Source organism: Chryseobacterium sp. W4I1, from assembly GCF_030816115.1.
GTDB lineage: Bacteria > Bacteroidota > Bacteroidia > Flavobacteriales > Weeksellaceae > Chryseobacterium.
Genome location: NZ_JAUSXQ010000001.1, coordinates 3564578 through 3588319, shown reverse-complemented (window position 1 = coordinate 3588319; position 23742 = coordinate 3564578). Strand labels below are relative to the sequence as shown.

The window sequence follows — 23742 nt, the reverse complement described above, 5'->3', positions numbered from 1 at the left end:
GGTCTGAAAATATTCAGACCATTTTTTATGATTCATTCTGCTGTTCTTGCCTTTCCTGCTTAATAAGGTTGGCAAGATTTTTAACCACTGTATCGTGTTTCTTTACAAAAGGATTGTCTTTATTCCAGACATATCCGGCTAAAACAGCACATATTTTTCTCTTTACATCTTCGTTTTCAGGTCTGTGAAAGAAAAGCTCCTGAAGATTTCCCGTATACCATTCTTTCACATAAGTTGTGAAAACGTCCACTCCGTACAGAATATAATCTGTATAATCTTTTTGCCAGTCGATCTTCTCACCGTTGAGTTGTCTTAAAGCTAGTTTTGCAGCAAGCATTCCTGATTCTGTGGCAAATGCCATTCCCGATGAGAAAACAGGATCAAGGAATTCTGAAGCATTTCCTGTCAGAGCGTATCCGTCTCCGAACAGCTGTTTTACAGAACATGAATAATCTTTCAGATGCCTTGGCTCAAAAAGAAAATCTACATTTCCGAATCTTTTCACATAATAATCAGATAAAGAGATTGCTTTTCTCAAAGCCTCTGTTGCATTCCCGGTTTCAGACAGTTTTTCTATATATTCTGTAGGACCTACAATTCCCACGCTTGTATTTCCATTGGAAAAAGGAATGACCCAAAGCCAAACCTCAGTTTCAATAATGTCAAAAGAGATCAAAGTTCCCTCTTCGCCCTCCTCTCTGTTAATATCCTCTACATGAGCAAAAATAGCAGAATGCGGAGATAATTTTGAAGGTTTTTCAAGATCAAAAAGCCTTGGCAGTACCCTTCCGTAGCCGCTGGAATCGATCACGAACTTAGCATGGATTTCTTTCGTTTCACCATCTTTCGTTTTTACAGTAGTTATAGAATCCGTACCATCAAATCGAATGTCAATAACTTCCGTTTCAAATTCCAGATCAATGCCTTTCTTGATAACTTCCTGGGCAAGAGTATTATCAAAATCAGCTCTCGGAACCTGCCATGTCCAATCCCAGCCTTCTCCGAACTTATCGCTAAAATCAAAGATGCAAACTTCGTTGCCCCGTAAAAAACGCGCACCCAGTTTTTTTTCAAAGCCCATTTTATCTAAAGCAGGAAAAAGTCCCGCCTCATCAAAATGATCCATTACCCTGGGGATTAAGCTTTCGCCTACAACCAGTCTTGGGAAATTTGTTTTTTCAACAACTTTTACGTTGATATCGTTCTTCTTTAAGTATGAAGAAGATACGCATCCGGAAGGCCCAGCCCCGATTACGAGAACATCAACAAATTCTTTGCTCATCTTGGTTTTTTATTTTAATAATAACTTCTATCTTTGCCGCAAAATTAGTGACAAATAATTAATATTTTACAAAATTAGCAACTATTACTTTTAATTGATGAAAATAAATAACTTTTTAGAACTGAAGGATTTTCAAAAAATTATCATTGAGAACGAAAAAATTGAACTGGAAGAATCGCTTTTACAGCGAGTAGAAACAAGTTTTCAGTTTTTAAAGGAATTTTCAAAGAATAAAGTAATATATGGTGTAAACACCGGATTTGGGCCGATGGCTCAATTTAAAATAAGTGATGAAGATACACACCAGCTTCAGTATAACCTGATCAGGAGCCATTCTTCAGGAATCGGGAACCCGTTGCCTGCGCAGGAAGTTAAAGCCTGTATGCTGGCAAGACTGAATACCCTTTCACTTGGAAATTCTGGTGTACATCAATCGGTAGTTCATTTACTTAAAGAATTGATCAATAGGGATATTACGCCATTGATCTTTGAACATGGTGGTGTAGGCGCAAGTGGAGATTTAGTTCAGCTGGCCCACCTTGCTTTGGTCTTGATCGGGGAAGGAGAAGTTTTTTATAAAGGCGAAAGAAAAGCCACGAAAGATGTTTTTGAAGCAGAAGGATTAGAGGCGATTAAAGTGGAGATCCGTGAAGGTCTTGCTTTGATGAACGGAACTTCCGTGATGTCCGGAATAGGAATTGTTAATGCTTATAAGGCCAATCAGTTAACGGATATTTCTATCAGGCTTTCCTGTGCAATCAATGAGATTGTTCAGGCCTATGATGACCACCTTTCAGAAGCTTTGAACGGCACGAAAAAGCATTACGGACAGCAAAAAGTGGCAGAAAGAATGCGTGCTCATCTGGCAGACAGTAAACTGATCAGAAAAAGGGAAGATCATTTGTATACCCACTTTGAAGAACAGGAAAAAGTATTTAAAGAAAAAGTTCAGGAATATTATTCGCTGAGATGTGTTCCACAGATTTTAGGCCCTGTTTTAGATACTTTGGAATACACTGAGAATGTCCTTGAAAATGAGATCAATTCAGCGAATGACAATCCTATTATCAATGTAGAAGATAAGCATGTTTATCATGGTGGAAATTTCCACGGAGACTATATTTCTCTTGAAATGGACAAGCTGAAGATCGTTGTTACCAAGCTTACGATGCTTGCTGAAAGGCAGTTGAACTACCTTTTAAACTCAAAGATCAACGAAATCTTGCCTCCTTTTGTAAATTTAGGTAAATTAGGCTTTAATTTCGGGATGCAGGGCGTTCAGTTTACAGCAACATCTACTACGGCAGAAAGCCAGATGCTTTCAAATTCCATGTATGTACACAGTATACCTAATAATAATGATAATCAGGATATTGTAAGCATGGGAACCAACGCTGCGGTGATCTGCAGAAAAGTGATTGAGAATGCATTTGAAGTATTGGCGATTGAAGCCATTACCATTATTCAGGCTGTGGAATATCTTGGGTTTCAGGATAAAGTTTCATCCTCTACCAAAGAGCTGTATGATGAGATCAGAAAGATCATTCCAGCTTTCTCAGACGATATGGTAATGTACCCGTACCTGGAGGAAGTGAAGAAATATTTAAAAGCAATGTAATTAGTAAGAATCATCAATTGTCTTACACTATAAATTACATTGACTTAAAAAACTAAAACTAACTAAACACTAACACATGAAATGTGCAATTGTCACAGGCGGCTCCAGGGGAATTGGAAGGGCGGTCTGTATAAAACTGGCGGAAGAAAAAAATTATCATATACTTATCAACTACGCTTCAAATGAAGCTGCAGCAAAGGAAACTTTGTCTAAAGTAGAAGAATTGGGGGCCACAGGAGAGATCCTTAAGTTTGATGTTGCCAATGCTGAAGAAAGCCAGCATGTTTTGACAGAATGGCAGGACAGAAACCCTGATGCCATTGTTGAGGTAATCATAAACAACGCCGGAATTACAAGAGATGGCCTGTTCATGTGGATGCAGCGTGAAGACTGGGACAGTGTCATTAACACAAGCTTAAACGGCTTTTTTAACGTAACTAACTTCTTTATACAGAAGCTTCTACGCAATAAATACGGAAGAATTATTAATATGGTTTCTGTTTCCGGGGTAAAAGGAACGGCAGGGCAGACCAATTATTCTGCAGCAAAAGGAGCTTTGGTAGGTGCTACAAAAGCGCTGGCTCAGGAAGTGGCTAAAAGAAATATCACAGTAAATGCAGTAGCTCCCGGGTTTATCAGAACTGATATGACACAGGATTTTAATGAAGACGAACTGAAAGCAATGATCCCGGCCAACAGGTTTGGAGAAGCAGAAGAAGTAGCAGATCTGGTTGCATTTTTAGCATCCCGAAAAGCATCATACATTACCGGGGAAGTAGTGAATATCAACGGAGGAATCTACTCATAAATAATGTAACAATATAATAATGTAGCAATATAACAATTTACCAGTGCAACAATGTTGCTGTGCGCTCAATAGTATTGTTACATTGTTAAACCGATACATTGTTACATTTAAATATAAAGACATGGAAAATAGGGTTGTAATTACCGGGATGGGAATTTATTCTTGCATCGGGACCTCTTTGCAGGAAGTCAAAGAATCCCTATATCAAGGAAAATCCGGTATTGCTTTAGTACAGGAAAGAAAAGAATTCGGATTCAGGTCAGGCCTTACTGGTGTAGTCCCGAAACCGGATCTGAAGAATCTACTCAACAGACGCCAGCGGGTAAGCATGGGGGAGGAAAGCGAATATGCCTATCTTGCCACTAGTGATGCCTTGAAGCAAGCTGGTATAGATCAGGATTTTCTGGATGCCAATGAAGTCGGCATTTTATACGGAAACGACAGTGTTTCTCAGGCTGTGGTAGAATCTATCGATATTGCCAGAGAAAAGAAAGATACCACATTGATGGGATCCGGAGCGATCTTTAAATCAATGAATTCTACTGTGACCATGAACCTTTCAACGATTTTTAAACTGAGAGGAATCAATCTTACCATCAGTGCAGCCTGCGCCAGCGGTTCCCATTCTTTGGGACTGGCCTATATGATGATCAGAAACGGTTTTCAGGATATGATTATCTGTGGTGGAGCTCAGGAAACCAATAAATATTCAATGGCTAGTTTTGATGGGTTGGGTGTTTTTTCTGTGAGAGAAGATGAACCTACAAAAGCATCAAGACCTTTTGATTCCGGAAGAGACGGTCTGATCCCAAGCGGAGGAGGAGCCAGCCTTATTGTGGAAAGCTTAGAATCTGCTCAAAAAAGAGGAGCTACCATTCTTGCAGAAATTGTAGGTTACGGTTTTTCGTCAAACGGTGGACATATTTCGACACCAAATGTTGACGGACCTGCTTTAGCGATGGAACGAGCGCTGAAACAGTCCGGATTGAAAGCCGAGGATATTGATTATATTAATGCCCATGCAACGTCTACCCCAATCGGGGATGCCAATGAAGCGAAGGCGATCTACGAGATCTTTGGAAGTGAGATTCCCGTAAGTTCTACCAAATCTATGACCGGTCACGAATGCTGGATGGCAGGTGCAAGTGAAGTAGTCTACTCAATTCTGATGATGCAGAATGATTTTGTAGCCCCGAATATCAACCTGGAAAACCCTGACGATGAGGCGAAAAAGATAAATTTGGTCTCAAAAACGAAAAACCAAAAAATTGACGTATTTTTGTCAAATTCTTTCGGATTTGGGGGAACCAATTCCGCATTAATAGTTAAAAAATTTGATTAAAAACATGGAAAGGGAAAAAATTGTTGACATCGTTAATGATTTCTTAGTAAACGAATTCGAGGTAGATGGTGATGAGATCAGCAATGATGCCAACCTGAAAAAGACGCTTGGGCTGGACAGCCTTGACTATATTGATATGGTCGTAGTAATTGAATCTAATTTCGGAGTGAAATTGGGAGAGGCAGATTTTAAACAAATGATCACATTTGATGACTTCTACACAACCATTGAAAACAAAATAGCCGCCAAAAACGCATAACTATCGATTGAACTTTATTTTTTTAATAATGTAACAATAAAACAATGTACCAGTGTAACAATATTTCGGTTGAAGTAATTGCTACACTGGTACATTGATAAATTGGTAAATTGTATATATGAACAAGTGGAAAGGTAAATCTAAAGGAACCATATTAGGATATAAAATATTCGTGTGGTGTATTAGAAATATCGGGATCAGGAGTTCATACGTTGTGCTCTATTTTGTAGCTTCCTATTACTTTTTGTTTCTTAGAAAAAGCAACCGCTACATTGCTTATTATTTTCACAAAAGACTTGATTACGGATATTGGAAATCAAAAATTTCTATTTTCAAAAGCTATTTTACCTTTGGAAAAGTGCTCATTGATAAAACAGCCATTTCTGCAGGATTAAGGGAAAAATACACCTATGAATTTGACGGAGTGGAAAACCTTAAGAACCTTTTAGCTGAAAAAAAAGGTGGTGTTCTTATCAGTGCCCATATCGGGAATTTTGAAATTGCAGAACATTTTTTCGCAGATATTGATTTTGACTGTCAGATCAATCTGGTCACTACCGATCAGGAAGTAACCGTCATTAAAGAATATCTTGAAAGTGTTTCCGTAAAACAGAGCAATATCAAATTTATCTATGTTAAAGATGATATGTCCCATATTTTCGAGATCAATAAAGCTTTATCGGATAACGAACTGATCTGCTTCACAGGAGACCGTTATTTTGAAGGGTCAAAATATCTGGAGGCAGACCTGCTGGGAAAAAAGGCTAAATTTCCGGCTGGACCTTTTCTTATTGCCTCCCGTCTTGGGGTTCCTGTAGTCTATGTCTATGTGATGAAAGAAAAAAATCTTCATTATCATCTTTATGCAAGACTGGCACAGAATATCAAAAACCGTGATTCTCAGGGACTTCTCAACTCTTACGTACAGAACCTGGAATCTATGATCAAAAAATATCCCCTTCAATGGTTCAATTATTTCGATTTTTGGGATGATATTGATTAATTTTTCTAATTTTATCCCTTAAAACTAATAAATAAGCTCAGATCATTAAACAGATTCAGGATCAAACACTTTCAGTTGGCTATTTAGATTGATTATCATCCCGGAATTTCTTAATTTTTTGAATTAAACACACACACTTTTCCTCCTTTTGAAAAAAGAATACGACATACTTGTGATCGGTAGCGGATTGGGAGGCCTTGTTTCGGCTCTTATTTTGGCCAAAGAAGGTCTGAAGGTCTGCGTTCTGGAGAAAAATAACCAGTATGGCGGAAACCTGCAGACTTTTTCAAGAGATAAACTCATCTTCGATACCGGAGTTCATTATCTGGGCGGCCTTTCAAAAGGACAGAATCTCCATCAGTTCTTTTCCTATCTTGAAATTATGGATGAGCTGGAACTTCACCAAATGAATGAAGAGGGCTACGACAGGATTTCTTTTGGTGATGAAAACGTCGAATATCCTCATGCACAGGGCTATGAAAATTTTGTTGAACAGCTTGCAGCCTTTTTCCCGAACGAAAGACAAAACTTAGAAAGCTACTGTGAAGAGATTCAGTATGTTTGTGCACAGTTTCCAAGGTATCAGGTGATTGGTAAAGACAGCTATAATGAGGAGATTCTCCACCTTAATACCAAAAGATTTATAGAGTCTGTGACCCAGGATAAAAAACTCCAGGCCGTATTGCTCGGCTCCAATTTTTTATATGGCGGAGACTCGGAAAATATACCATTCTATGTGCATGCACTCACTGTGAATTCTTACATCCAGAGTGCTTACAAGTGTGTTAAAGGAGGAAGCCAGATCACTAAACTCCTGATCAAAAAACTTCGCCAGTACGGGGTAGAAGTGCACAAACATTCTGAGGTTTCGGGATTTATTTTCAACGAAGCTGGAGTTTTGTCTTCCGTAAAAACAAAATCCGGAAAAGAATATGCCGCGAAGAAATTTATTTCAAATATAGACATCCGTTCTTTCATCAAGCTGATCGGAGAAGAAAGACTGAGGAAATCTTTTTTGAACCGCGTGATGAGCTGGGAACCTGTTTCATCGTGTTTCAGTGTTTACCTGGTTTTAAAACCACAGTCACTGCCGAATTTTAATTATAATATTTACCATTATTCATTAGAAGAAATGGTATGGAACGCATTCCGTTACAGAAAAGACAGCTGGCCGGAAACCTATATGCTTTCTTCCACCCCCTCTAAACATCACCCCGATTATGCGGAAAGCCTTACTGCGATCTCCTATATGGATTTTGATGAGGTTAAAGCCTGGGAAAAAACAGTAAATACTGTTGCGGAAGAACACGATAGAGGGTTGAAATACGAACAGTTCAAGCTGGAAAAAGCAGAAAAGATGATCAGTGCCTTAGAAAAGAAAATTCCAAACCTGAGGCATTCCATAAAAAACATCTATACTTCATCTCCACTGTCTTACAGAGACTACATCGGCAGTTTTGAAGGAAATATGTACGGATACATGAAAAGCTCTGATAATCCGCTTAAAACAATGGTTTCTCCACGTACCAAGACCGATAATCTGTTCCTGACAGGACAGTCGGTCAATATGCACGGAATTCTGGGAGTAACGATCGGTGCATTTAATACCTGTGCAGAAATTATCGGAAAAGAAGTGGTAGATCGACGCCTGAAACAAATGATTAATACCAATGAAAAAGAATAACAGATTCGCTTTAGCATTCCGGGGAATTCAATTTCTTTTGGCTATTACCCTTATTTCATGCGGCGTTTCTAAATCGGTTCATCATGTTCCTGATATCAGTAAGTATACACTGGAAATACCGAAGGTCAATAAGATCAATGATTCTACATTCAGCTTTAATCAGAATTATTTAACCAAAAACAGACAGCAGCTCTGGGAACTATATATTAAAGGAAATCCTTTACAGTTAGGATATAATAACGGTGCGCTGACTCAAAACCTGATGCAGCAGCAGGAAGAGATCTTCTTCTCAAAAGTCGAAGGCTTTGTTCCGTCAAAATTTAAACAAAAGCTTCTTCGTGGATTTTTGAAATGGTACAACAGGAAAATGTACCTGAATGTAAGAGATGACTATCAGGCAGAATTGTACGGGCTGTCACAGTATTCCTCAGACAAGTACAATTTTATTGCTCCAAAATACCTTCGGAACTTATATCTTCACGGCGCTCACGACATTGGCCATGCCATGCAGGATCTGGCCATGGTAGGCTGTACTTCGCTTGCCGTCTGGAATGAAAATACGGAAGACGGAGAACTATTGATTGGAAGAAACTTCGACTTTTATGTAGGAGATGAGTTTGCTAAAAATAAGCTGATCGAATTTGTAGAACCGGAAGCCGGAATTCCATACATGTCCGTTAGCTGGCCGGGAATGATAGGCGTAGTTTCTGGAATGAATAAAGAAGGAATAACAGTTACGATTAATGCCGGAAAATCTAAGATCCCACTATCCGCTAAAACCCCGATCTCTCTTGTGACAAGGGAAATTCTGCAGTATGCGGGAAATATTAACGAGGCCATCGCTATTGCCAAGAAGAGAAAAGTTTTTGTTTCCGAATCTATTCTGGTCGGAAGCGCTCATGATAAAAATGCAGTGATTATTGAGGTTTCCCCTGAAAACTTCGGAGTCTACAGGGTGGAAAATACCAGCAAAGTGTATTGTACCAATCATTTTCAATCCGAGGTCTATAAAGATGACAAAAGAAACCAGAAACATATCATAGAAAGCCATTCCGAATACCGTTATGAAAAGCTTCAGGAGCTTCTCCAGGAAAAGAAAAAGCTCAATCCTGAGAAAATGGCTGCTATCTTACGGGATAAATCAGGTTTAAAGGACCAAAAGATTGGCTACGGAAATGAAAAAGCAATCAATCAGCTGCTAGCTCACCATGCGGTCATTTTCTCACCTGAAAAAAGGCTCGTATGGGTTTCTTCGAACCCTTATCAGTTGGGAGAATTTGTCTGTTATGATCTGAATAAAATTTTTTCCGGAAAGAATTTGGAAGAAAGTTTGAAGGCAAAAACAGCACGTAATATCACCAGAGATCCTTTTGCAGATTCGGAAGCATTCAATAATTATGAAATGTCAAAAGTACTGGGAACAGAAGTGAGCAATGCCATTGACAACAAAAAAGATGTGATATTAAGTGATGATTTCATTCCTTATTATCAATCTATGAATCCGGATTATTGGCTGGTCTACTATCAGGCCGGGAGATATTATTTTGGGATCGATGAATTTTCAAAAGCGAAAACTGAATTTGAAAAAGCGTTGACCAAAGAAATTACCACAGTTCCGGACAGACAAAATGTAGAAAAGTACCTGAAGAAAACTCTAAAGAAGCTAAAATGATTCCCAAACATATAAAACTGCTGTTCTGCATTCCTTTTATCATCATTATCGGTTATACCGTTTACCTGCTTACAAAATACAGCGGTATTCCTGACATTATACCTATTCACGGCTATGGAGGCAAGAATGACGGGTTTGGAAGCAAACTGTTTCTTTTTGCACCCATTGTGCTGAACCTTATTATCTTAGCGTTTATCTGGTTGATCATCAGCAAACCGGACAAGATCAGATTTACTTTTGAAGTGAAAGAAGAAGATAAAGAGAAAACATATGATCAGTACCAGCTGGTTTTGGTCATACTTGCTATATTTGTTACCCTGATTATGAGTCCTTTATCGTTTTCGAATGTTGTATTTAAATGATTATACACGAAAAGATTAATGGCTGATTAATTATTTTCCGGATTCAGTTTATTCAGGAAAATAAACGCTACAATCCCGCAAAGAGCAGACATGGAAGTAGCCAGAATAGCACTCCCGATCACATACTGAAGCAGATTATTTTTGATTAACTCAAAATTAAGCTCACTGCTTAAAATATTACTGTCACCATGTACAAAAGGTGATCCCAAAAATAAAGAAGCGGCAATAATAAAGGGAATAAAAGGTGGAAGACTTACGTTAGATGCCACAAAAGCCAGCACTTTATTTAGCTTAAATAAAACTGACAGCGAAATCACAAGAAGTGTATGGAACCCCCAAAACGGAGATAAGCCTATAAATACACCCAATGCGATAGAAAATGCCTTTGTACGGTTGCTGCCGTCACTTTCCAGGACATCTTCCTTTATGAATCTTTTAAAGCTTTTTTTTTTGAAATTATACACGAAATTTCGCGGAATAATGTAGAAAAGGGTAATGGTCACCAAAATAGTATTCAGAATGCTGATCCTTGTAAAATCTTTGAACGGTCTGAAATGGGAAACCCTTTCTGCGGGGTCATACAAAACATTGATTGGGACATTCTTTACGGGAATATGCCTCCAGGCTGTCCGTACAATAATTTCAATTTCAAATTCAAATTTTGGAGTAAAATATTTCTTTGGAATTTTTAATAACGGATATAATCTGTAACCGGATTGGGTATCTTCCAGCTTGATTCCGGTCTCAAACCAAAACCAGAAATTAGAAAACCTGTTTCCGAAACTGCTTTTTTTGGGTATCCCATCCTGTGACATATTCCGGTTACCAATAAGAAGTATATCCTTATCTTCTTTAAGCAGTGCTTCTACAAATACAGGAATATCATCCGGATAATGCTGTCCGTCAGAATCAATCGTAATGGCATAATGATAACCAAGCTCTTTAGCTTTTCTGAAGCCGATTTTCAGTCCGTTCCCTTTTCCTTTGTTCTCAGGTAAGGAAAGCACAGTGATTTGCGGATATTGAGCCAATATCTGTGAAGTAGTATCTGTAGAACCATCGTTGACTGCAATAATGTTCCCGGTGTAGTGCAGGACACCGTCTATCACTCTTTTCAGAGTTTTTTCATTATTGTAGGTAGGTATTAAAATGCAGATTTTCTTTTCAGAAATTGCATTTTGTACTTCAGGAAGGGTCATTGTTTTATTTTATAGTAGCTCTTTCAGTATCTGTAAAGGATTTAGACTGCATCGCAAATTTTTTCACATAACTTTTCAGGGCTGTGTTCTGCTTGCTGTAATTATTGATAAGGAAAGTTTTATCGTCTTTGATGCTGCCTCTGTAACCAACTATTTTCGGGATGTTTTCCTGAACGCTCAATCTGATCAGTCGCAGTTCTATATTATTAGGATTACTTTTGATAATGCTCTCTAGACTTGTAGCACCGGTTTTTACAAGTGCTTTTCTGTTCTTTTTAGCAAACTTGGCTTCCATGATCTGGGCTGCCGCTTTATAACCGGTGGTTACGGCATCTGAACCAGATTGTTTTTCCGCAAGATTAATGAATGCTTCCGTATTGGCATTAGACGAATTGGCTTTTGCATAGCTGTTTCTTAAAGCTTCGAGGTCGGTCTGGAAGAAAAAAATAAAAGCGGTTATGAGGGATAGTAAAAATTTCATGATATTATTTTTTATAGCTTACTGACATTTTCAATGCAATAGTCTCGCCAAAAGAAGTGATATTTTTTACTTTAACATCTTCTTCATTTTCAGTAATATCCAGCTGAAGCTTCAGATCCGGGGTCTCAAAAGGATTGATAATCGCCATAAATTTTACATTCGATGCCGTTTTTAAAAATAATTTTGAACCGGTAAATTCCTCTGTCAGCTCTTTCACAATCTGCATCATACAGACTCCCGGCGTTACCGGATTTCCCGGAAAGTGGCCTTTAAAAATATCATGATCTTTATTCAGATGGATGTTCGCAGTGAAACTTCCGTTTTCTCCTTTTTCATAGGATACTAAAGTATAAAAGTCTGTAAGAATGGTCTGCATAAAATTATTTTTTCATGTTAAAGGTATAATAAAGGCCTGTCTGGAAAACAACATTGGAGTGATTCCTGTTATAACTGTCCACCGGTACAAAACCTTTTTTTACTCTGGCTTCAATACCAAAATTTTTTGTAATATCATATCCTAAGCCGGCAGTAATTCCAAGATCAATCTCATTTTCAGGATCAAAATTCTTTTTATCTACAACGAATTCTAAAGTCGGTCCAACATGCACATTGAATTGGTTGAAATAGAACTTATTGATTAGCTGTAATCCAAGATAAGATACCGAAAGTGTTCTTCCGTCCCAGTTGTTCACATTGGTACTTATTTTTGCGCCCTGTCTGGAATAGTTAATTTCCGGTTGCAAAGCATAAAATTTGGCAAAACGGATATTTCCTATGAATCCTATGTAAAAATCTGTTTTGGTTTTATAGTCAAGATAAGGTTCTGCAGCATTAGGAAATTCTTCCAGATAGTAATAATTAAAAGTTTCACTATTTGAAAAATGAGAGAAATTAGCTCCCGCCCTGATTCCCGGATTGAAAGTTACCTGGGCAAAAGATAATCCTGAAATTAAAGCAATGGCTAAAAATAGAATTTTTTTCATGTTAATTTGATTCAGTTTCGGTTATTTGAAGTAGTTTTATATTGATCTTAAAGTCCCTATGTTGCAGGTTTAAGCTGTCAGCGAAGGTATGTTTTTTTGCTTCAAAACTAAAATCGATTTTTTCCTTATTGTTTTTTGTGTACACAATTTCTCTTAACAGTCCGTTTTCTTTACTGAAGAACAGATAATAGGCTTTGTGATCAGCCTTTGACAGATAAATTTTAGAATGATTATTTTCAAATGACTCACTCACTGGGTATTGTTTTTTCAGCAACTCCCTGAAGTCATTTTTTAAAAAGTTGATAACGATTTTTTTATCCAGATCCGGAAGAACATAATTTAATTTAAAATCGTTCCCGGAAATCTCGAAATCAATTAATTTATTTCCAAAATCAGAAGTCAGGACTACACGATGGGTACTTTCATTCAGTTTTTTAATGATCAGGATTCCGCTTACGTGGTTTTTATAAATATCCATCTGGCATTTATACACATAATCTTCACCGGAAGAAAAAAATAAATTTTCGACCGTTTTCTCAGAACTCTTAACCGGTTTTACGTCAGTAAGTTGGTAACTTTTACAAGACGCCAACAGCAGAAGAACCAGACTACAAACTAAACTCTGAAGCTGCAATCGCTGCATTGATCTTGGTATTTTTGAAAACAATATTGGTAGTGTCTCCCGAAGCTTCCGTCATATTCACCTGTGACACCGTAGATTGGTTTTTAGGAAAATGAAGTTCAATCAGCTTAATATATTTCAATAGCTGGGCAGATTTCGGGATGAATTTTGCGACATTGAAGTTCCCGTTTTTATAATACGACACCGTAAATTCAGGATCACTGAACATTTTTCCGTTTGAACTTCCCACAATCAGCTTATTGATCTTTTCAAATGTTTTACTCTTGGCATCCACAGAAGATTTTTTCCCCTGGTCATTGATCAGGATTTTACCTTCCTTAAAGATAATGCTGTATTGGTAAGGCTTGGTGTATTTCCAGCTCAGCATGTTCGGTGATTTTAAAGACATTTTTCCGTAAGTAACGATATTTTTGTCCAGAAAATCCATTTTTTTGATCTGGGTGAAATCACTCTGAAGAGTTTTGATCTCCTGGGTTTCAGAAGAAACTTTTGTCACAAATGCTTTAGCTTCTGCTCCGGACATCGCTGTCATCTGGGCAGAAAAGAAGCCGGAAATTAATAGGAGTGCTCCGAAAGCAATATTTTTAATCATTTTACTTTGATTTTGTAATTGAATCGACGGTAAATGTCGAATATTTTTTATCCTTCAAAAATAACAATAAATCTATCAACACGTTATAGGTTTTTTCTGAAGTGTCGTGAAGGAGAATAATGCTTCCTTTCTTCAAGCGTTTGGTTACTTTTTTATAGATCTTTTTTTCATCGTCTGTTACCGTATCCAGTGAACGGACATTCCAGCCGATGCTTTTTTTGCGGGTTCTTTTTATGGCTTTGGCAATACTTGGATTGGTAACACCAAAAGGAGGCCGGTATAAATCAGTTTTTATATTGCCGGTTTTTGCCATTATTTCATCACATTTCTCAATTTCCTCAGTCATTTCCTCAGCAGATAAAAATCCTGTATTGTTGGAGTGCGAAAGCGTGTGATTTCCAATGGTATGTCCTTCATCAATAATTCTTTTAAATGTTTCAGGATATTTTTCGATCTGTTTTCCGATGCAGAAAAAGGTAGCTTTCACCTGATGCTCTTTTAGCAGATCCAAAAACTGAGGAGTAAATTCAGTCGGCCCATCATCAAAAGTCAGGGCAACTTCATTGGTTTTTGTTCTTTTATGAGTAATGCTGTTGACGAAATACCCGAGCTCTATATCAAAAGATCCCCAGACGACAACTGCAGAAAATGCCAGAAAACAAGCTATATAAACCCAAAAGCTGCCATGAAACGCATAAATAAATGCATTGCAGAAAAGATAAAATAAAATGAATGGGTAATGCTTCATCTTCTGTTATTTTAATTTTGGCAATAACAAATTTACAAATTCATTATTACCCTTTTTATTTTTAAGCTCTCTCCAGCAGCATAAGGCTGTGATCGTTTCCTGCCAGATGATTATAAAGAAGAATATTTTTAACTTCTGTCTTTTTCTCTGAATTGATCATCATTATATCAGGAATTTGCTGCTCTTTCAGGATATGACAGGCCATAAATGTTGAAAAGCCACTAGCCGTATTGAATTCTCCACTCAGATGTTTGTAGTACAGCAAAGCTGAATTCTTAAATGCAGCCATTGCTTTTGTATAGTAAGCATCAGATGTTGCATCGCCGCTGAAACCTAAAATCACAGCATCGATATCTTCATGTTTTAAATCATTTCTGGTCAAAAAATCTGTTATAAAAGATGGGACTTCTTCCAGGTCCAATCTGTTGATTATCTGAATGTCTCTGAGTTTAGCATAAGAATTTTCAGTTTTATCTTTCCCTAAAACAAAGAAAGATGCACCTTCACCCCAGATCACGCCATCCGTCTCCGAGTGTAAATAATCAGCGGGAAGATCTTCTTCCTTTTTAATGATATGGTGAAGACGGTACAGATCCATTGTTCTTCCAGTCTGCTCATCTGCAGCGCCTACAAGAATATTTTCTGCTTCTCCATCAATGATCTGAAGTTTGGCATCCAGAAACGAAAATTCCAGAGAGGAAGAAGTGTTGACATACGTAAAATTGTACGCATGGCATTGAAGCCCAAGGGCAATCTGCCCCGCCACCGTATTGTGAGTCGATTGAATGAAAAATGTAGGGGTTAAAAACTCTTCTTTGTTATCGATCACATTTTTCAGAAACTTTTCAGAGTCCTGTGAACATCCCATTCCTGTTCCTACAATGATGGCATCCGGTTTTCCAATTCCTGCTTCTTTTAAAGCGTAACTGGAAGCTACGGAGCTCATTTTTACGGTTTTAGACATTCTCCTGATCATCGCAGGCGGAATGAATTCTTTATAATTGGGATCTACAGCTTTTAAGATCTGAACAGACTGATCAGCTTTAAGATCCAGGAGAAAATTTTCTTTTAAAGTGTCCTGAACGGAGATGCAGGATGCACTGTTGATGTATACTGCACTCATGATTTTGAGAAAATTAAAGTAGAACAGTTACCTCCAAACCCGAATGAATTGGAAAGAACATGGTTAATGTTTTTCTCCTTCAGTTCTGTAACCGGGACCAGATCAAATTCCTGCATTTTCGTTTTGAAATTCAGATTGGGGAAGATGACACTGTGCTGCATTGCCAAAATAGAGAATACTGCTTCAATTCCCGCCGCCGCTGCCAGAGTATGTCCTGTAAAAGCTTTGGTAGAACTGAATTCAGGAACCTGACCTTCACCGAAGATCCGTATCATGGCAATTCCTTCTGATAAATCATTATTGGGAGTCGCGGTTCCGTGAACATTGATATAATCGATGCTCTCTTTTTCCAGTCCGGAGATTTTCAAAGCCTGCTGCATGGCTAAAAAAGCACCCTGTCCGTTTTCAGACGATGCAGTCTGATGATGGGCATCATTTGCATTACCGTAACCGGAAAGATAGGCCAGTACTTTTTTATTTTCTTTTTTCACCACCTCATCAGATTCAAGAACGATAAAAGCAGCTGCCTCACCAAGGTTCAGACCTTTCCGGTCGTTATCAAATGGTGTATTGTAAGAATCTGTAAGAATCATCAGGGTATTAAATCCGTTCAAAGTAAATTTTGAAAGGGAATCTGTCCCACCAACAATCACACGGTCCAAAACACCGTTTTTGATCAGTTTAGCACCCATCATAATAGCATTTGCCGCCGAAGAGCATGCTGTACTGATGGTGGAAACCATACCTTTTAATCCAAGATAATCAGCGATGGCCAATGAGGAGTTTCCTGCATCATGAGCATCGATGTATTTTTGCTTTTCAGGAAAGTCTTCGTAAGAGTAGAAATACCTTTCCGTAATATCCATTCCGGCTACACTGGTAGAAGAGATCAGCCCGGTTTTATATTCATTGATATCTGAAATTCCGGCAGATTTTACAGCTTCTCTTGCGGCCATCATACCCAATAAAGATGTTCTCGTTACATTATTGTCTTCAGGCAGCTGAAGCTGTTGTACAAGCTCTTCATTGGACCATTTTATTTCGCCTGTTTTTATAGATCCGGCATGACGGGTTTCAAACATCTCAATGTCTGAAATGCCGTGTTTTCCGGATTTCAATGAAATAAAATTTTCCTCCACATTGTTTCCGATGGAGGAAATGATGCCCATTCCTGTAATGGCAATTTTTCGACTCATTTTATTTTATAATGTAACAATGTATCAATCTACCAGTTTACCAATATTTTTACATTGGTAGATTGATAGATGCTAAATTGAAAATATTATTTTGTTCTGTTCTCTTCAATAAACGCAGCCATTGTGTCGATAGACTGGAAAATTTCCTTTCCTTTTTTAGGATCGGCTAATTTTATTCCATAGTCTTTATCAAGCAGAACAATAAGTTCCAGAGCATCAATAGAATCAAGGCCCAAACCACCTCCGAATAATGGATCTGTATCTTTTACCTCTTCTACAGAAACGTCTTCAAGGTTAAGGACTTCAATAATTTTGTGCTTCAATTCTGTTTTTAAGTTTTCCATAAGTATTTAATTTACCAATGTATTAATGTACCAGTTTACCAATTTTAGTATTGTTGCATTGTTACACTGTTATATTGTTACATTTTTTATAAGGTTAGCAAATATACAAAAGCTTTATAATTTTCCTGATAAAGTTCTGTCCAGCCGCAAAGAACTTTTTCTGCTTTTCCGGACAGCAGGATCTGCTCTGCATAGTCATTCAGAAATTGTTCATCAAATTCATCCAGAACGAAAAAAGCATTTTCCGTCTGCATTTTATGTCTGATGCTGATCTCGCCTACGCAAATGTTAGGTAAGGTATAGACGAATACGGCAGGGCTCGGAAAGTAATTTTCTTCTGAATTGATGCTTTCCTGGTATTTAAAATCTGTATCCAAGCTGGATGATCTGTTGGAAAGAACCAAAGCTGTTCTGCCGTGGTCTTCATCTTTTAAGATCATTTCAGCAGCAAGAAAAGCCAATTTGCTCAGGTTATCCATCTTGTGAAATTTAGGATAATTGATTTCTAAGCTTTTATATGCTTCTTTGGCAAAATCATGAAATGTTTCATTCTGGCTTTCAAAAACAGGATTTCCGTTGAAGGTTATTTTTGAATGTTCTATGGTACAGCTGTCGGTTTTCTTCATAAGCAGCAAATCTGCTATTTTTTAAGCAAGTTTTCTATTAATTTATTTTATGATTCAATATGCTTTGAAATCTGTTCTTGATTTTTCAGGATACTTTTAATAAGTTCCGGTGATTGCCTATTTAAAGTTAATAGTTATAGTGTTTTCTAATAGACCATAAATATCTATCTCAAAGACCTCAGCAATTTTCCCAAGCTTATCTATACTGGATTTGGACTGGTCTGTTTCCCATTTATTATATGCAGGCTGTGAAATATCTAATTGATAGGCAGCATCGGACTGCGACCAGTTTTTGTTCAGCCTAAGCTGTTTAAGTTTTGCTCCTAAGCTCATAGGGGTATTTTTTACAAATATAAAATAATTTGAAATGATAACTCATGGTTATTGATTTTATAACCATAGGTTGTTGTTTAAAAAGATATTTGTATTTAATTTCGAAAAAATTCTCTAAGTAGGGAAAAATATTTATATTTAACAACTTAAAAACAATAAAAAACACATGAAAAAAAAATTACCTGTCAGGCTGCTTTTCTGTGCAGCGCTGGTTGCTTCTTTAGTCTCCTGCCGCTCAGAAGACTTTCTTACTATCCATGAAGAAGCACCTCCTTCTAAGTTCAGGGTATTTACCGCTCAGAAAGATGAAGCTATTGATTATGGAAAGGGTTTTAAAACGCTGTTGGAAAACTATGACCAGATCAATGGATCTAGCTTCACTAAGGCCTCTTTACTGAAAAAAGGAAACTTCAAGAAAAATGAGTCTGAGTATGTAGAATTTAAGCTCCATTCTCAGCAAATGCTTTTGGATGATGGAGAACGTTGGGTGGTATATCCAATCATCAAAAATAACCAGGTAGATGGCCTTATGGCTGGTATTCTTAGTAATACCGAAACAGAAGTGGAATTCAGAAGGCTGGACTCTGGAAACGCATATTATGACGAAGTGATAGAGATATTCCGCATAGCTTATATGAAAAATAATTTGCAAAAAGGGCTGCTTGGTAAGGGAAGCGGTTGTGGGTCTACGGAAGATGATGCCTGTGGCATTCCTGATATTATAATCTCTCCACCTCCAAAACCAAAGCCGGGTGGCAGTGGCCCTAAGGGAGGATGTACAGGATATAATAACTGTTTTGACCCAAGTGTAGGAAGTGGAGGAGGAGGAAGTAATACACCTACCCCAGAGCCAATAGTAAATCCCTGTGAGAAAACAAAAGATGTTCTGAATAAGCCTAATGTAAAACAAGGAGTTAATAATATAAAAGCACAGGCATTAGCAACACTTAGTAATGTAAGTGCCGGGGAAATTGGCTTTAAGGAAAAAAAAGATGGTACTTTGGCTCCGGCAGACGTCAACTCTGCACATCAGGTAGTGTTTAATGATGTTACAGATTCTTATGGTGGGTATCATAATCATACTGCAACAGGAACGCATATGTTTTCCCCACCGGATATTGTAGATGCATTATTTGGTTTTGCTGCTGCACAAAGCACACAGGACGGAGTGGGAAATGCATATCTTGGTATGATAGCTGGAGAATGGTGTAACACTTGTCCTGATAATGTTCAGTATATACATTATGTAATACAATATACAGGGACTGGAACTGAGTTGGGAGGTTATGTTTATACATCTTCACAAATGAATCAATTTATAAGCAAGTATCAAAGAAAAATAGCTGAACTAACTAATACATCATTGAATGGTAATACTTATATCAAAAGTTCAGGAGACCTTAATGAAAAAGGATTAGAAAAATTATTTTTCGAGACACTAAATATAATAGGAATAAATGGAAAAGTAAATTTGCAACGTATAGAAGCTAGCGGTACTGTAAATAATGTAACATTAAATAGTAGCGGAGTGCCGACTGGAGTACCTTGTCCCTAATTATTAATTTTTAAAAATAAAAAAATGAATGCAAAGCAATTAAAAATACTTCTGACATTAGCATTTATCATAAGTTTAATGTCTTGTAAAGCCCAACAAATCTATCCATTAATAACTTCTTTAGACAATGTTCCAAATATGTCCCATTTGAAAGACACAAATGATGAGCTTCAATCTTTTGTGGGAACATATATGTCAACTTATAATGGAAATAATATTATACTTTATATTACTAAAGAAAACGATAAGCTTTTTGATTATGGAAATCAAAAAATTTATATCGATGTTTTATCTGTAAAATATATTGTAAGGAATCCTTCTGGAACAATACTTCAAGATACTAAAAATATAATATCATCACCAGACGATCTTAAGCATACAATTTATAGTACATGGATTACAGATAATGGTAACAAGGCAGAATTAATATATAATGGGACTAATTGTAATGTTGGTTTTGGTAGTATTAATTTAAAAAAGATTAATTCAACACAAATTTCATGGGAATATCGTCCAAATGATATTGTAACAACAGCAGCTAAATGCCCACCAACATTAGATACAAAAATTTATCTTCCTGAAACAAAAGATTTAATTTTTACTAAACAATAATGAAAGGTTTAGTAATATTGTTGAATATGTTTGTTGTGTTTTCTTGTAAAGCACAGCAAACCTATCCTCTTAATACAGATTTTGAAGAAATTCCCCAAGGCTCTTATTTAAAAGATTTAAATAGAATTAACAACTTATATAGGGGAATATAAAGTTAATTTTCAAGGAAACGAAATTAAATTATTTATTACTAAAGAAACAATGAAGTTTTTAAAATCATTGAATATATATCAGGACGTGTTATCAGTTAGATATACTATTAAAAATTCAGCAGGAATTATTCTTCAAAATACACAAAATATGATCTTTGAACCCAATCAACTTAGACATACAATATATAGTCGTGGAACATACCCAAGTAAAAATATTGTATGGTTTAATTATGGTGGTACAAACTGTAGAGTAGGTTGGGGAAGTATCGAATTAAAGAAAATAAATTCTACGCAAATTTCATGGGAATATCGTCCTAACGACATTATTCTTGACAGCAGCAAGTGCCCTCCAGGAACAGATATTAATATTTATCTTCCCGAAACAAAGGATTTGATTTTTACTAAGCAATAAATAATACAAAAACCTCCTAAAGGAGGTTTTTGTATTATTTATTATATCAATGGAACCAACCATACCAGAGCTTCTTTACTGAAAAAAGAAAACTTCAATAAAAATGAAAGAGATACCACTCTTGGAAATCAAAAAGGAACAAAGTGTCCATAAGTAAATATAAGAAAATGAAAATATTTTTATCAATACTATTATTTATTCCATGCTATATTTATTCCCAAGAATATTTTCTTTTAGATAGCTTGAGAACAAAATTTAAAGTGAATGAATATACATTAAATACTCAGGAAATATACAATGTCAAAAAGGATATCAATGTGTATAATGTATTTGTATCTAAAAACCACATTTTGCTAATTTCTGTACTTTCCAGATTTGGGTGAAAAAATACTTCCAAGAATGGATGAAAGAGGCCAGAATTGGGAGCTTATTGACTACGAAAAAATAAAAGATAAAATTTTTTCCAAGGATAAAATCCAAACGATTGTAGAGGAATTGCTCATAAATAATAGTCCTGATAAGAAAACTTTACAGTATAAGTTAGTGAAGAAAGAAAATGGGAACTATTATGTGTCGAAAATGTGTTTAACAGAAGTTTTCAGTATCGGAAATTATAAATATCCATTAGTCTCTTCCTATGGCACAATTAACACTGTAGAAAAAGAAGTGACTGTAAAAGAAGTGGAAAAAAGCTTTAAACAGCAGTTTCCCGAGAAAGTTTTTATCATGGACGTAAGAAATGAGATTGTAAATAAACAATTGGATGTTTCCTACAGTTTTAGAAATTATTTATCAAAAGAATAATAATCAAAGGAAATAAAGCCTATCAGTTCTGGACTTTTGACGGATGGTGGATGCATGATGGGTATGATAAGCATCGTGGTATAGACCGGTTTTTATATATTCCGGATAAGGGAATTGTTGGGGGTTCTTATGATTTTTATTTCAGACTTAAACCTAAAATCTCATCTAACGATTATTTTATTGTTTCTACAGATGATTTATGGAATAATATTATTAATGAAAAAATAATGATTGCTAAAGAATTAAAATAAAGAATGAATCCTTTCAAAAATTTTGAAAGGATTTTATTTTTAACATTTTTCCAAAACAACCGCGGCATTGCATCCGCCAAAGCCTGAAGCTGTTTTTAAAATATACTGAATGGTTGCAGGCTGATTTTCTCTGATGATGTTCAAAGGTTGGGAAACTCCTGTTTCTTCAAAGTTTTTAGAAGGAATAAGCATTCCGTGACGGGCACTTTCCATAGAAATAATACTTTCCAAAAGCCCTGATGCTCCGAGACAGTGTCCGTAATACCCTTTCATACTGTTTAATGGAGCATTTTGAAGTTCCATTCTGTTGAAAGCAATGGCTTCCATTTCGTCATTGTACAGGGTGGCGGTTCCATGGGCGGAAATAAAATCGATCTGATCAGAGGTGACATTCGCTTCCGTCATTGCATTGCTGATACTTGCATATAATCCGTCTCCCGTTCTGGAAGGGCCGGAAATATGGTTGGCATCGTTCACTGCGGAATCGCCCAGTATCTTAAACCTAAATTTTTCGTTTTCGCTTGGAACAGAGGTAATATATACTGCTGCTGTGGCTTCACCAATATTGATTCCGTTCCTGTTTTTGTCGTAGGGTTTACAAGGTTCTGTTCCGATAGCCTGGAAAGAATTGAATCCTGAAATGACAAATTCTGAAACCTCATCCCCGGCAATTACAAAAGCATCTTTATATTTTCCGGCTAGGATCATATTTTTGGCAACAGCAATAGCCATTACTCCTGAAACGCAGGCATTGGAAACGACGATAGGCATTGTCTTAAACCCAAAATAATCAGCAATTTTTTGTGCTAAATTTGAAAGATAAACACCTTCCGGTAACTCTGTCTGATTTTTTAATAAACTGATGTTTCCTTTGGTAGTTGATAATATAAAAGCAGTTTCTTTTGAAATTTCATGCTTTTCAACCAGAGGTTTTAAGCTTAAAAGAAACATTTTTTCCAGTCTTGTAAAATTCTGACTGTCAAAATTGATTTTAAATTCTTTTTCCAGCTTTTCAGTATCAATTATTGAAGCGTAGAAAGCTTCCTGATTTTCGATCACTTTATGTAATGCTACGCCTGATTTTCCTTCCACCAGATGATTCCAGTTGGAAGAAACATCAAATCCTAAAGGAGTGATGCAGTTGTAGTCTGTTATATAAATTTCATTCTTCATTACAATCCCATTTTATCTTTCCATTCCTGAAAGAAATCAGGATTATAAAGGCATAAGCTTCCGCTGCTGTCTAAGAATACCTGAATGGTTTCTTCCACTGCATACCAATTGATCATGCTGGTTGAAAATTTCGTAGGTATAAATTAGCTTTGCAGAGACTGAATTTACAAAAGTGGTGACAATTCTGAATGTCTCTCCATATTTTAAAGGAAGAAAATGTTCACAAGTGCTCTTTACAATAGGTGTCACATATCCTGCGTTCTGAATATCAAGATAGGTCAGGCCATGCTGTCTTCCGAAAGCTTCTCTTCCGTCTTCAAAATAGACAATATAATGTCCGTGCCAGACAATTCCCAGCGGATCTGTCTCGTTGAACCTTACTCTTACTTCTTCCGTACAGGTTAATATGTTTTCTTTAGACTGCATTTTGTTTTCTTCCGGAATTTTTTATGGTTTTTATGGACGTCAGGAAACTCCCGGTAATA

General features: G+C 36.7%; 26 protein-coding genes and 1 pseudogene. 12 read left to right on the top strand and 15 right to left on the bottom strand.

Features of this window, described 5'->3' with window-relative positions:
• Nucleotides 1-25: 25 nt before the first annotated feature.
• Nucleotides 26-1282, bottom strand: coding sequence for an NAD(P)/FAD-dependent oxidoreductase (locus tag QF044_RS16700; RefSeq protein WP_307269635.1), 1257 nt, complete (start codon nucleotides 1280-1282; stop codon nucleotides 26-28).
• 97 nt (nucleotides 1283-1379) lie between these two features.
• On the opposite strand from QF044_RS16700, the gene hutH reads away from it, so the two are divergent.
• The 8 genes from hutH (at nucleotide 1380) to QF044_RS16660 (ending at nucleotide 10030) form a co-directional block, all read left to right on the top strand.
• Nucleotides 1380-2900, top strand: coding sequence for a histidine ammonia-lyase (gene hutH, locus QF044_RS16695; protein WP_307269634.1), 1521 nt, complete (start codon nucleotides 1380-1382; stop codon nucleotides 2898-2900).
• A gap of 76 nt (nucleotides 2901-2976) precedes the next feature.
• Nucleotides 2977-3708 (top strand): 3-oxoacyl-ACP reductase FabG, encoded by a 732-nt coding sequence (gene fabG / locus QF044_RS16690; RefSeq protein WP_307269632.1) that lies wholly within the window; start codon nucleotides 2977-2979, stop codon nucleotides 3706-3708.
• A 121-nt stretch (nucleotides 3709-3829) separates the two neighbouring features.
• A complete protein-coding gene (locus tag QF044_RS16685) occupies nucleotides 3830-5050 on the top strand; it encodes a beta-ketoacyl synthase (protein ID WP_307269629.1) in 1221 nt (406 codons plus the stop codon).
• Between the two features lie 4 nt (nucleotides 5051-5054).
• Nucleotides 5055-5309 (top strand): acyl carrier protein, encoded by a 255-nt coding sequence (locus tag QF044_RS16680; protein ID WP_307269624.1) that lies wholly within the window; start codon nucleotides 5055-5057, stop codon nucleotides 5307-5309.
• Nucleotides 5310-5427: 118 nt separating this feature from the next.
• Nucleotides 5428-6312 (top strand): lipid A biosynthesis acyltransferase, encoded by an 885-nt coding sequence (locus QF044_RS16675; RefSeq protein WP_307269622.1) that lies wholly within the window; start codon nucleotides 5428-5430, stop codon nucleotides 6310-6312.
• 148 nt (nucleotides 6313-6460) lie between these two features.
• The gene (locus tag QF044_RS16670; RefSeq protein WP_307269620.1) at nucleotides 6461-7996 is read left to right on the top strand and encodes an NAD(P)/FAD-dependent oxidoreductase; all 1536 of its coding nucleotides are present in this window, start codon (nucleotides 6461-6463) and stop codon (nucleotides 7994-7996) included.
• On the top strand, nucleotides 7983-9668 hold the full coding sequence (locus QF044_RS16665) for a C45 family peptidase (RefSeq protein ID WP_307269617.1): 1686 nt from the start codon (nucleotides 7983-7985) through the stop codon (nucleotides 9666-9668). Before QF044_RS16670 ends, QF044_RS16665 begins: the two co-directional genes overlap by 14 nt.
• On the top strand, nucleotides 9665-10030 hold the full coding sequence (locus QF044_RS16660) for a hypothetical protein (protein WP_307269614.1): 366 nt from the start codon (nucleotides 9665-9667) through the stop codon (nucleotides 10028-10030). The genes QF044_RS16665 and QF044_RS16660 overlap by 4 nt, the downstream gene beginning before the upstream one ends.
• 26 nt (nucleotides 10031-10056) lie before the next feature.
• Here the strand turns inward: QF044_RS16660 and QF044_RS16655 are convergent, their stop codons facing one another.
• The 12 genes from QF044_RS16655 to QF044_RS16600 all read right to left on the bottom strand — a co-directional run bounded on the left by QF044_RS16655 (nucleotide 10057) and on the right by QF044_RS16600 (nucleotide 18298).
• Nucleotides 10057-11229 (bottom strand): DUF2062 domain-containing protein, encoded by a 1173-nt coding sequence (locus tag QF044_RS16655; protein ID WP_307269612.1) that lies wholly within the window; start codon nucleotides 11227-11229, stop codon nucleotides 10057-10059.
• A gap of 4 nt (nucleotides 11230-11233) precedes the next feature.
• Nucleotides 11234-11710, bottom strand: a complete 477-nt coding sequence (locus QF044_RS16650) for a hypothetical protein (protein ID WP_307269608.1) — start codon at nucleotides 11708-11710, stop codon at nucleotides 11234-11236.
• 4 nt (nucleotides 11711-11714) lie between these two features.
• A complete protein-coding gene (locus tag QF044_RS16645; RefSeq protein WP_307269606.1) occupies nucleotides 11715-12086 on the bottom strand; it encodes a 3-hydroxyacyl-ACP dehydratase in 372 nt (123 codons plus the stop codon).
• 4 nt (nucleotides 12087-12090) lie between these two features.
• On the bottom strand, nucleotides 12091-12693 hold the full coding sequence (locus QF044_RS16640) for a porin family protein (RefSeq protein ID WP_307269603.1): 603 nt from the start codon (nucleotides 12691-12693) through the stop codon (nucleotides 12091-12093).
• Nucleotide 12694: 1 nt separating this feature from the next.
• A complete protein-coding gene (locus QF044_RS16635; RefSeq protein WP_307269601.1) occupies nucleotides 12695-13336 on the bottom strand; it encodes a hypothetical protein in 642 nt (213 codons plus the stop codon).
• Nucleotides 13302-13928 (bottom strand): outer membrane lipoprotein carrier protein LolA, encoded by a 627-nt coding sequence (locus QF044_RS16630; protein WP_307269600.1) that lies wholly within the window; start codon nucleotides 13926-13928, stop codon nucleotides 13302-13304. Before QF044_RS16630 ends, QF044_RS16635 begins: the two co-directional genes overlap by 35 nt.
• A 1-nt stretch (nucleotide 13929) precedes the next feature.
• Nucleotides 13930-14676: a polysaccharide deacetylase family protein gene (locus QF044_RS16625; RefSeq protein WP_307269598.1), complete on the bottom strand. Its 747-nt coding sequence runs from the start codon at nucleotides 14674-14676 to the stop codon at nucleotides 13930-13932.
• Between the two features lie 61 nt (nucleotides 14677-14737).
• On the bottom strand, nucleotides 14738-15799 hold the full coding sequence (locus tag QF044_RS16620; RefSeq protein WP_307269596.1) for a beta-ketoacyl synthase N-terminal-like domain-containing protein: 1062 nt from the start codon (nucleotides 15797-15799) through the stop codon (nucleotides 14738-14740).
• Complete coding sequence (locus QF044_RS16615) at nucleotides 15796-16995, bottom strand: beta-ketoacyl-[acyl-carrier-protein] synthase family protein (RefSeq protein ID WP_307269593.1); 1200 nt, start codon at nucleotides 16993-16995, stop codon at nucleotides 15796-15798. The genes QF044_RS16620 and QF044_RS16615 overlap by 4 nt, the downstream gene beginning before the upstream one ends.
• 86 nt (nucleotides 16996-17081) lie before the next feature.
• Nucleotides 17082-17339 (bottom strand): phosphopantetheine-binding protein, encoded by a 258-nt coding sequence (locus tag QF044_RS16610; protein WP_307269591.1) that lies wholly within the window; start codon nucleotides 17337-17339, stop codon nucleotides 17082-17084.
• Between the two features lie 86 nt (nucleotides 17340-17425).
• Nucleotides 17426-17965 (bottom strand): 3-oxoacyl-ACP synthase, encoded by a 540-nt coding sequence (locus QF044_RS16605; RefSeq protein WP_307269589.1) that lies wholly within the window; start codon nucleotides 17963-17965, stop codon nucleotides 17426-17428.
• A 117-nt stretch (nucleotides 17966-18082) separates the two neighbouring features.
• Complete coding sequence (locus tag QF044_RS16600) at nucleotides 18083-18298, bottom strand: helix-turn-helix domain-containing protein (RefSeq protein ID WP_307269587.1); 216 nt, start codon at nucleotides 18296-18298, stop codon at nucleotides 18083-18085.
• 166 nt (nucleotides 18299-18464) lie between these two features.
• Between QF044_RS16600 and QF044_RS16595 the strand changes: the two genes are divergently transcribed.
• From QF044_RS16595 to QF044_RS16580, 4 genes are all read left to right on the top strand, one after another.
• Nucleotides 18465-19853 carry a hypothetical protein gene (locus QF044_RS16595; protein ID WP_307269585.1) on the top strand — a complete coding sequence of 463 codons (1389 nt, stop codon included), beginning with the start codon at nucleotides 18465-18467 and terminating at the stop codon, nucleotides 19851-19853.
• A gap of 24 nt (nucleotides 19854-19877) precedes the next feature.
• Nucleotides 19878-20465, top strand: coding sequence for a DUF6705 family protein (locus tag QF044_RS16590; RefSeq protein WP_307269583.1), 588 nt, complete (start codon nucleotides 19878-19880; stop codon nucleotides 20463-20465).
• Nucleotides 20466-20666: 201 nt separating this feature from the next.
• Nucleotides 20667-21029 carry a hypothetical protein gene (locus QF044_RS16585; RefSeq protein ID WP_307269580.1) on the top strand — a complete coding sequence of 121 codons (363 nt, stop codon included), beginning with the start codon at nucleotides 20667-20669 and terminating at the stop codon, nucleotides 21027-21029.
• A gap of 399 nt (nucleotides 21030-21428) precedes the next feature.
• On the top strand, nucleotides 21429-21833 hold the full coding sequence (locus QF044_RS16580; protein WP_307269578.1) for a hypothetical protein: 405 nt from the start codon (nucleotides 21429-21431) through the stop codon (nucleotides 21831-21833).
• Nucleotides 21834-22123: 290 nt separating this feature from the next.
• Here QF044_RS16580 and QF044_RS16575 read toward each other — a convergent pair whose 3' ends face one another.
• The gene (locus QF044_RS16575; protein ID WP_307269575.1) at nucleotides 22124-23257 is read right to left on the bottom strand and encodes a beta-ketoacyl synthase N-terminal-like domain-containing protein; all 1134 of its coding nucleotides are present in this window, start codon (nucleotides 23255-23257) and stop codon (nucleotides 22124-22126) included.
• A pseudogene (locus QF044_RS16570) lies at nucleotides 23257-23683 on the bottom strand (acyl-CoA thioesterase). The gene QF044_RS16575 and the pseudogene QF044_RS16570 overlap by 1 nt, the downstream one beginning before the upstream one ends.
• Between the last annotated feature and the right edge of the window lie 59 nt (nucleotides 23684-23742).

Excerpts from the sequence above, each read along its gene's own strand:
- QF044_RS16575 (WP_307269575.1), bottom strand. The coding sequence starts at position 23,257 with ATGAAGAATGAAATTTATATAACAGACTACAACTGCATCACTCCTTTA.
- QF044_RS16660 (WP_307269614.1), top strand. The coding sequence starts at position 9,665 with ATGATTCCCAAACATATAAAACTGCTGTTCTGCATTCCTTTTATCATC.
- QF044_RS16635 (WP_307269601.1), bottom strand. The coding sequence starts at position 13,336 with ATGCAGCGATTGCAGCTTCAGAGTTTAGTTTGTAGTCTGGTTCTTCTG.
- QF044_RS16620 (WP_307269596.1), bottom strand. The coding sequence starts at position 15,799 with ATGAGTGCAGTATACATCAACAGTGCATCCTGCATCTCCGTTCAGGAC.
- fabG (WP_307269632.1), top strand. The coding sequence starts at position 2,977 with ATGAAATGTGCAATTGTCACAGGCGGCTCCAGGGGAATTGGAAGGGCG.
- QF044_RS16600 (WP_307269587.1), bottom strand. The coding sequence starts at position 18,298 with ATGAGCTTAGGAGCAAAACTTAAACAGCTTAGGCTGAACAAAAACTGG.
- QF044_RS16595 (WP_307269585.1), top strand. The coding sequence starts at position 18,465 with ATGAAAAAAAAATTACCTGTCAGGCTGCTTTTCTGTGCAGCGCTGGTT.
- QF044_RS16580 (WP_307269578.1), top strand. The coding sequence starts at position 21,429 with ATGGATGAAAGAGGCCAGAATTGGGAGCTTATTGACTACGAAAAAATA.
- QF044_RS16625 (WP_307269598.1), bottom strand. The coding sequence starts at position 14,676 with ATGAAGCATTACCCATTCATTTTATTTTATCTTTTCTGCAATGCATTT.
- QF044_RS16675 (WP_307269622.1), top strand. The coding sequence starts at position 5,428 with ATGAACAAGTGGAAAGGTAAATCTAAAGGAACCATATTAGGATATAAA.
- QF044_RS16630 (WP_307269600.1), bottom strand. The coding sequence starts at position 13,928 with ATGATTAAAAATATTGCTTTCGGAGCACTCCTATTAATTTCCGGCTTC.
- QF044_RS16590 (WP_307269583.1), top strand. The coding sequence starts at position 19,878 with ATGAATGCAAAGCAATTAAAAATACTTCTGACATTAGCATTTATCATA.
- QF044_RS16615 (WP_307269593.1), bottom strand. The coding sequence starts at position 16,995 with ATGAGTCGAAAAATTGCCATTACAGGAATGGGCATCATTTCCTCCATC.
- QF044_RS16650 (WP_307269608.1), bottom strand. The coding sequence starts at position 11,710 with ATGAAATTTTTACTATCCCTCATAACCGCTTTTATTTTTTTCTTCCAG.
- QF044_RS16665 (WP_307269617.1), top strand. The coding sequence starts at position 7,983 with ATGAAAAAGAATAACAGATTCGCTTTAGCATTCCGGGGAATTCAATTT.
- QF044_RS16585 (WP_307269580.1), top strand. The coding sequence starts at position 20,667 with ATGAAGTTTTTAAAATCATTGAATATATATCAGGACGTGTTATCAGTT.
- QF044_RS16680 (WP_307269624.1), top strand. The coding sequence starts at position 5,055 with ATGGAAAGGGAAAAAATTGTTGACATCGTTAATGATTTCTTAGTAAAC.
- hutH (WP_307269634.1), top strand. The coding sequence starts at position 1,380 with ATGAAAATAAATAACTTTTTAGAACTGAAGGATTTTCAAAAAATTATC.
- QF044_RS16655 (WP_307269612.1), bottom strand. The coding sequence starts at position 11,229 with ATGACCCTTCCTGAAGTACAAAATGCAATTTCTGAAAAGAAAATCTGC.
- QF044_RS16605 (WP_307269589.1), bottom strand. The coding sequence starts at position 17,965 with ATGAAGAAAACCGACAGCTGTACCATAGAACATTCAAAAATAACCTTC.
- QF044_RS16610 (WP_307269591.1), bottom strand. The coding sequence starts at position 17,339 with ATGGAAAACTTAAAAACAGAATTGAAGCACAAAATTATTGAAGTCCTT.
- QF044_RS16640 (WP_307269603.1), bottom strand. The coding sequence starts at position 12,693 with ATGAAAAAAATTCTATTTTTAGCCATTGCTTTAATTTCAGGATTATCT.
- QF044_RS16685 (WP_307269629.1), top strand. The coding sequence starts at position 3,830 with ATGGAAAATAGGGTTGTAATTACCGGGATGGGAATTTATTCTTGCATC.
- QF044_RS16700 (WP_307269635.1), bottom strand. The coding sequence starts at position 1,282 with ATGAGCAAAGAATTTGTTGATGTTCTCGTAATCGGGGCTGGGCCTTCC.
- QF044_RS16645 (WP_307269606.1), bottom strand. The coding sequence starts at position 12,086 with ATGCAGACCATTCTTACAGACTTTTATACTTTAGTATCCTATGAAAAA.